The sequence below is a fragment of the Sulfitobacter sp. HI0129 genome, assembly GCF_001635395.1.
Classification (GTDB): Bacteria; Pseudomonadota; Alphaproteobacteria; order Rhodobacterales; family Rhodobacteraceae; genus Sulfitobacter.
Genome location: NZ_LWGH01000897.1, coordinates 1 through 7,606, shown reverse-complemented (window position 1 = coordinate 7,606; position 7,606 = coordinate 1). Strand labels below are relative to the sequence as shown.

The following is a 7,606-nucleotide window of genomic DNA, read 5'->3' as shown; positions in this document are numbered from 1 at the left end:
AAAATACCTCAGGTTCCGGCCCCTCGGGCTTGCCACGTATTTTTGCATCGCTCAAGGGTAGGAATTGCCGGATGTGGCGGGTATGACATCGCAGCCAAACGAAAAAGCCGGGTGAGACTTGGACTGGTATCAGACGCTATTCGAACTGATCGACATGCGGTCGTTCTCCAACCTGTGGTACTGGATCGTGCTCGCGGTCATCTGGTCCACCAGCAGCCATTGGATCATGGGCGTGCCCTATGATATGGTGCTGCGGGCCAAGCGCCAGGGCGGTGCCGCGCAGGAAGATCTGGAGGATCTGGTGCGCATCTACGTGAACCGGCTGCTTTATATCGGGCGGGTTTCGGGGCTGTGGCTGCTGGGATTTGGCTGTTTCGCCCTGACGATGCTGGCGCTTCTGGGTTTCGTCTACTGGATGGAATTCGCGCAGGCGGTCTTTTTGCTGGCGCTGCCGCTGTCGCTCGTCGGGTTGCTCAGCATTTCCACCGCCCGGCTCATCCATGTTGAGGAGGCGACGGGCGAGCGGCTGTTCCGGCGGCTCATGCGTCACCGGATCTACACACAGATCATCGGCATGGTCTCGATCTTTGTCACCGCGCTCTGGGGGATGTATCAGAACCTGGTTATCGGACCTCTCGGCGGTTGACACCGGACGCCCATACCCCAACTGAGGCCGCATGGCACGCAAAGACAAACTGATCCTCTCCGGCACGCCCGAGGGCTATGACGCGAAAGCGATCCTCGACGAGATGGCGCGCGCCGACGCGCCGGTTTTGCATGTGGCCCGGGACGACAAGCGCATGGCGGCGATGCAGGCCGCCCTGCGGTTCTTTGCCCCCTCGATGCCGGTTGTGGTCTTTCCCGGCTGGGATTGCCTGCCCTATGACCGGGTCTCGCCCAATGCCGATATTTCCGCGCAGCGGATGGCAACGCTCGCGGCACTGGTCCATGGGATGCCCGAAAAGTTCGTGCTGCTCACGACGCTCAATGCCGCGACCCAGCGGGTGCCGGGGCGCGACGTGCTGCGTGATGCCGCCTTTTCCGCCCGGGTGGGCGACAGGGTGGACGAGGCGGGCCTGCGCCAGTTCCTCGTCCGGATGGGCTTTACCCAGAGCCCTACGGTGATGGAGCCGGGCGATTACGCGATCCGGGGCGGTATCATCGACATTTACCCGCCGGGCGATCTGGGGCCGGTGCGGCTCGATTTCTTCGGCGACGTGCTGGACGGCGCGCGGCGTTTCGATCCGGCCACCCAGCGCACTACCGAAAAGCTCGATCAGGTCGAACTGGCCCCGGTCAGCGAAGTCATTCTGGACGAGGCGGCGATCACCCGTTTCCGTCAGAACTATCGTATCGAGTTCGGTGCCGCCGGAACCGACGATCCGCTCTATGAGGCGATCAGCGCCGGGCGCAAGCATCAGGGCGCGGAACATTGGCTGGCCTTCTTCCACGACGATCTGGAGACGCTCTTCGATTACGTGCCGGAGGCCACTGTCACGCTCGACGACCAGTTGACGCCCCAGCGGCTAGCCCGCTGGGACACGATCGCGGATCAGTATGAGACCCGCAAGCTGGCCATGGCCAACCGCAGCAAGATGGACAGCGTCTACAAGCCCGTCCCGCCAGAAGGGCTCTACCTTGACGATGCCGCGTGGGAAACCGCGATGGAGGGCCGCCGCCGCATCCAGTTCAACCCGCTGCCCCAACCCACCGGCCCCGGCGTGCTGGACGCGGGCGCGCGCATCGGGCGCGATTTCGCGCCGGAGCGACAGCAGGAAAGCATCAGCCTTTTCGGTGCCTTGGCGTCGCATGTTAAGGCAAAACTCGAAGTCGGTCCCGTGGTCATCGCCAGCTATTCCGAAGGCGCGCGGGAGCGGCTGACAGGCCTGATCGAAGACGAGGGCATCGCGGAGGCGATCCCCATCACCAACGCCACGCGGATCGGCAAACGGGGGCTGCACCTTGCGGTCTGGGCGCTGGAACACGGGTTCGAGGCGCCGGGCCTGACGGTGATTTCCGAACAGGACGTGCTGGGCGACCGATTGATCCGCTCGCCGCGCCGCAAGCGCCGGGCGGAAAACTTCCTGACCGAAGCGCAATCGCTCAGCCCCGGTGATCTGGTGGTCCATGTGGATCACGGCATCGGGCGCTATCTGGGGATGGAGGTCATTACCGCCGCCGGAGCGGCCCATGAATGCCTGCTGCTGGAATATGCCGAAAGCTCGAAGCTCTATCTGCCGGTGGAGAATATCGAACTGCTGTCCAAATACGGCCACGAGGAAGGGCTGCTGGACAAGCTGGGCGGGGGCGCGTGGCAGTCGAAGAAGGCCAAGCTGAAACAGCGCATCCGCGAGATGGCGGACAAGCTCATTCGCATCGCGGCGGAACGCGCGCTGCGCAAGGCCCCGGTTCTGGAACCGCCCCCCGGCATGTGGGACGCCTTTGCCGCGCGTTTCCCCTATACTGAAACCGACGATCAGCTGCGCGCCATCGAGGATGTCGTCGATGATCTGACCTCCGGCAACCCGATGGACAGGCTCATCTGCGGCGACGTGGGTTTCGGCAAGACAGAGGTGGCGATGCGCGCGGCCTTCGTGGCCGCCATGTCGGGCGTGCAGGTGGCGGTGATCGCCCCCACCACGCTGCTGGCGCGCCAGCATTACAAGAGCTTTGCAGAACGCTTCCGCGGCTTCCCGCTGGAGGTGCGCCAGCTTAGCCGGTTCGTTTCCGCCAAGGAAGCCGCGAAGACCCGCGACGGCATGGCGCGCGGAACCGTCGATATCGTCATCGGCACCCATGCGCTGCTGGCCAAGGGCATCCGCTTCAACAACCTCGGCCTGCTGGTGATCGACGAGGAACAGCATTTCGGCGTCACCCACAAGGAACGGCTGAAGGCGCTGCGCAGCGACATCCACGTGCTGACCCTGACGGCGACGCCAATTCCGCGCACGCTGCAACTGAGCCTCACCGGGGTACGCGACCTGTCGATCATCGGCACACCGCCGGTGGACCGGTTGTCGATCCGGACCTACGTGTCCGAATTCGATGCGGTCACGATCCGGGAGGCGCTGCTGCGCGAGCATTACCGGGGCGGGCAGAGCTTCTACGTTGTGCCGCGCATCAGCGACCTCCCGGAGATCGAGACCTTTCTGAAGGAGCAATTGCCGGAACTGACCTATATCGTCGCCAACGGCCAGATGGCGGCGGGGGAGCTCGACGACCGGATGAACGCCTTCTACGACGGCAAATATGACATTCTGCTGGCCACGACGATCGTTGAATCGGGCCTCGATATCCCCACGGCGAACACGATGATCGTACACCGCGCCGACATGTTCGGGCTGGCGCAGCTTTACCAGATACGGGGCCGCGTCGGACGGTCCAAGACGCGGGCCTATGCCTATCTCACCACGAAGCCCCGGGCCAAGCTGACGCCGGCGGCGGAAAAGCGGCTGCGGGTGCTGGGGAGCCTCGATACGCTGGGGGCGGGCTTTACGCTGGCCTCGCAGGATCTGGACATTCGCGGCGCCGGGAACCTCTTGGGCGAAGAGCAATCGGGCCAGATGCGCGATGTGGGCTTCGAGTTGTACCAGTCCATGCTGGAAGAGGCGATTGCCAAGATCAAGGCGGGCGAGCTGGAAGGGCTGAGCGAGGCCGACGATCAATGGGCACCGCAGATCAACCTTGGCGTGCCTGTCCTGATCCCCGAAGACTATGTGCCCGACCTCGACGTGCGGCTGGGGCTTTACCGGCGGCTCTCTTCGCTCACCACCAAGGTGGAGCTTGAAGGCTTTGCTGCCGAGTTGATCGACAGGTTCGGGCCGCTGCCGAAGGAGGTGAACACCCTGCTGCTGGTGGTGCGCATCAAGGCGATGTGTAAACGTGCGGGCATCGCAAAGCTGGATGGCGGCCCGAAGGGTGCTACGATCCAGTTCCACAATGACAAGTTCGCCTCGCCCGAGGGTCTGGTGGCCTTCATTCAAGATCAGCGCGGGCTGGCCAAGGTGAAGGACAACAAGATCGTCGTGCGGCGCGACTGGAAGAAGGACAGCGACAAGATCAAGGGCGCCTTCGCCGTGGCCCGCGATCTGGCCGAACATGTCATCGCCAAGGAAAAGAAGGCGAAGGCTAAGGCATCCAACTAGAGTACCGAGGGAGCCGTTACATGAAACATCTCATATTCGCACTGCTGCTGGCCCTGCCGGGCTGCGCCGCCATGATCTTTTCCGAAGAGGCGCGCGTGCTGGGCAAGACCGACGATGGCCGCATCATCGCGCAGTTCACCGTTACCCGGGCCAGTGCAATAGGCATACCGCCCACCCCCAATACCGATATCGCGCGCCGGGCCAATGCTATCTGTCCGCGCGGCTATGTCGAAACGGGCCGCAGTGGCGAGATCACGCGCCGGATAAGCGGTGTGATCTATACCGATATCGATGTCACGGTGGTCTGCAACGCCTAGGCGCTAACCGGCGGGGGCGGCTTCTGGCCGTTCGACGCGGCCCATCATGAGCATCAGCACGAACCCCAGCACCGCCATGGCCAGCACGCCGCCCACCAGCGGCGTGATCGTACCGTCGAAAAGCACCCCTACCGGCGACGCGATGAGCGACGCCCCCACGGTGGATACCGCCCCGATGACAGAGGCCGCGGTGCCCGCGATATGGCCCATCGGTTCCATCGCCAGCGCGGTCAAGTTGCCCAGCGTCAGCCCGGCCTGAAAGAACAGGCAGGTCTGCCAGAGAACGAAGGCGTAAAAACTGTAGGGATCGGCCCATTGGCCTGTCCCCAGCGCCAGCATTCCGCCGGAGAGGGCGATCTGCATAGCCAGCGTGATCGTCACGAGCCGCCGCATCCCGTAACGCACCACCAGCAGCGCGTTGAGCAGGCTCGCACTGCCAGCCACGATGGCCACGGCACCGAACCAGTAAGGAAAGCTCGCGCCCCGATCGAAAATCTCTTCATAGATCGGCTGCACCAGCATCAAGGTCACGAAGAGCATCCCGAGGGCGAGGGTCTGCACGGCGATGGACATCCGCACCGTCGAATGGCTCGCCATCTCGCGCACGGCTGCCCAGATCAATCCGGACTGCAGGGGGCGTCTTTCTGCGGGGGGCAGGGTTTCGGGCAGGCGCAAGCCCATCCAGATCACGGTGATCAGCGAAAAGACCATGAAGGCAATGAAGATGCCGTGCCAGTCGCCGACGGCAATGATGCCCGCGCCCAAGGTGGGGGCGATGGCCGGGACCAGCGCGAAGATCATCATGGCAATGGACATGATCCGCGCCATTTCGCGCCCCGCGAAAAGATCGCGCGTGATGGCGAGCGCTACCACGCGTGGCCCTGCGGCCCCCAATCCCTGCACGGCGCGGGCGGCCAGCATCATCTCCAGCGACTGGGATTGCCACGCCACGCCCGCCGCCACGATATAAAGCGCCGATCCTCCGAAGACCACGCTGCGCCGCCCGTAGGCGTCCGACAGCGGGCCGGTGAAAAAGGTCCCGACCCCAAGGCCGAGCGCGAATGAAGTCAGGATCAGCCCGGTTCGATAGGGCGCTTCGGGTGACAGCTCCGCACCGATCTGGGGCAGGGCGGGCAGCATGGCGTCGATGGAAAAGGCGATCGTGGCGAACATCATCGCGATCAGCGCGACGAATTCGGCACGACTCATGGAAAAATCGACCTGTTGCGAGTCATTAACTATTCCGAACGTTGAAAGGCGCGTGAAATGACGCTGTTCTGCGTCAGACCTATCCCAACCGCCGGGAAACTTCAATCAGGAGTTGTCGGTTCGAACGACCGGGCCGGGGGAGTCAGCGCCCCATGGCCCGCCGCTCCCGATCGCCGATCTGGGCGCGCAGCTCCGTCGTCGAAACCTCCGGGGTGCGCGGCAGATAGAGAACCTGTGCGATGTCCTGCAAATCGTCGAATTTACCAGTCCAGTCATCACCCATGGCGAAGGTGGAAACGTTGTAGTTGACGATGTCGCAGCGCTTCTGTTCCCAGGTGTCCTCCGGAATTACCCGGTCCACGTAGCGGCAACTTTCAAGGATGGTGCGGCGCTGTTCGTAGGACATCACGCATTGTTTGCCCTTGATCTGGTTGAAGGCATCGGTGGAGCATCCAACGATCAGTTCAGTGCCCAGGTCCGCCAGCCGCCGCAGCAGGTTGACGTGGCCGTGGTGGAACAGGTCGAACGTGCCATAGGTCAGCACGACGCGCGGTTTTCGGGAGGGCTGCATCATGAAAGCCTTTCGAGGAAGGGGGCAAATTTCGCATCGGCCTCGGCCCATGGAAACTTGAAAAGCGGATCCGGTTCGCGCCATCCGGCGCCGTAATTCACTGAAAGCATCTTTTCCGGCTGGGCCGGCAGGGTGAAAGGCCCGTGCGGCGCGGGGCGCAGGGGCAGGACATCCGCTGCGTCAAGGTCACCATGGGTGTGCGGATAGACGTAGAACCGGCCTGCCTGTTGCCACGCCGGGAAAAGATCGACTTCGACCCCGCCGATGCGCTTCAGCTTGCAGATCTGGGGTTTGTCGATCTGTTCGGGATCGAGCGCGCCTGCCTCGCGCAGCTTCCCTTTCAACTCGGTCCATTCCCGCGCGGCAGCTTCGGCATCCGCAGCGCGGAGCAACACGGCGAGGTCGACGTCGTCATCATGATCGATGAGCTTGCCGTCGCGCACGACGCCCAGCAGGGTGCCGGAATTCAGGAACGCCTCATAGCCCAAGGTGCCCAGCGTCACCATATGGGCGGTGACCCCGGCCCAGATGGCGCCGTGATCCTCGGTGGAGAAGTTGCCATCGCGAAAAGCGTGATTCGTCAGGACCTTGGGGGCGATATAGGCGCGCAACCGGCGGTCGAATTCGGCAAACTCCGCTGCCCGGCCCTCCTGTTCCGCGCGGCTGCGCAGCCGTGCAAGATAGCCTGTCGTGCGGCTGGGCCGGACCTGCGCGATGAACGAAAGCATCACGTTGGCTTCGATCCATTCCGTCGAAAGGGGGCGGCGTTTGAGGGTTTCGATCTCTGCGCGGTAGGCGCGCGCATCAAGGCCGGTTGTTCCGGTAAGGATCTCCGCCAGGGCCATCCACCTGATCTCGGATACACGGGTGCGTTTGGCCTGATCGGACAGGTCCGCTTGATCTTTCATGTCACCGCTCGTTCTGCCGGGGGCTTTGCGCCCCTCTGGCGGGAATCCTATGCGACCGGGCGGCACAAAGCAAAAGATTTCAGTCTGATGCAGGTGGTTGAGGTAAACGGGATTCTTACCTAGCCAATTCTTTGACCAATCTACGCTTGGGAGGACGCCCATAGCCGTGATCATCAGACCAGCCGTTCCGGAAGATGCCGTGGCCATGAGCACGGTTCTGGCAGCCATATTGGACACATGGGGCAGTGACCGGCCCCGGTCGCCCGCGCATGTCCTATCGAACTATATCGACCACCCGGATCGGGTGGAATGTTCCGTCGCGATGACCCACGACGGAACCTTGCTGGGGTTCCAGTCCCTCAAACGCGCCACGCCGGGGAACCCCTATGACCTGCCGGAAGGCTGGGGGATCATCGGCACCTATGTGAGCGCGCAGGCGGGGGGCAGGGGTGTGGG

7 protein-coding genes are annotated in these 7,606 nt (G+C 63.3%); 4 read left to right on the top strand and 3 right to left on the bottom strand.

Annotated elements, in window-relative coordinates; all coding sequences use genetic code 11:
- Window positions 1–118: 118 nt before the first annotated feature.
- Genes A3764_RS20765 through A3764_RS20755 form a run of 3 tightly spaced genes read left to right on the top strand, consistent with a single transcriptional unit; the run spans window position 119 to window position 4,462 of the window.
- On the top strand, window positions 119–646 hold the full coding sequence (locus A3764_RS20765; protein WP_150120624.1) for a component of SufBCD complex: 528 nt from the start codon (window positions 119–121) through the stop codon (window positions 644–646).
- Between the two features lie 31 nt (window positions 647–677).
- Window positions 678–4,145 carry a transcription-repair coupling factor gene (mfd, locus tag A3764_RS20760; RefSeq protein WP_067920197.1) on the top strand — a complete coding sequence of 1,156 codons (3,468 nt, stop codon included), beginning with the start codon at window positions 678–680 and terminating at the stop codon, window positions 4,143–4,145.
- A 20-nt stretch (window positions 4,146–4,165) separates the two neighbouring features.
- Window positions 4,166–4,462 carry a hypothetical protein gene (locus tag A3764_RS20755; protein WP_067920195.1) on the top strand — a complete coding sequence of 99 codons (297 nt, stop codon included), beginning with the start codon at window positions 4,166–4,168 and terminating at the stop codon, window positions 4,460–4,462.
- Window positions 4,463–4,465: 3 nt separating this feature from the next.
- Here A3764_RS20755 and A3764_RS20750 read toward each other — a convergent pair whose 3' ends face one another.
- The 3 genes from A3764_RS20750 to A3764_RS20740 form a co-directional block, all read right to left on the bottom strand.
- Entirely contained in the window at window positions 4,466–5,671 is a 1,206-nt protein-coding gene (locus A3764_RS20750; protein WP_067920193.1) for a multidrug effflux MFS transporter, read from the bottom strand.
- 142 nt (window positions 5,672–5,813) lie between these two features.
- Complete coding sequence (gene tagD / locus A3764_RS20745; RefSeq protein WP_236628275.1) at window positions 5,814–6,245, bottom strand: glycerol-3-phosphate cytidylyltransferase; 432 nt, start codon at window positions 6,243–6,245, stop codon at window positions 5,814–5,816.
- Window positions 6,242–7,150 carry a LicD family protein gene (locus A3764_RS20740; RefSeq protein WP_067920188.1) on the bottom strand — a complete coding sequence of 303 codons (909 nt, stop codon included), beginning with the start codon at window positions 7,148–7,150 and terminating at the stop codon, window positions 6,242–6,244. Before A3764_RS20740 ends, tagD begins: the two co-directional genes overlap by 4 nt.
- Window positions 7,151–7,316: 166 nt before the next feature.
- On the opposite strand from A3764_RS20740, the gene A3764_RS20735 reads away from it, so the two are divergent.
- On the top strand, window positions 7,317–7,606 hold a 290-nt coding region (locus tag A3764_RS20735; protein ID WP_443069402.1), incomplete at its 3' end, for a GNAT family N-acetyltransferase.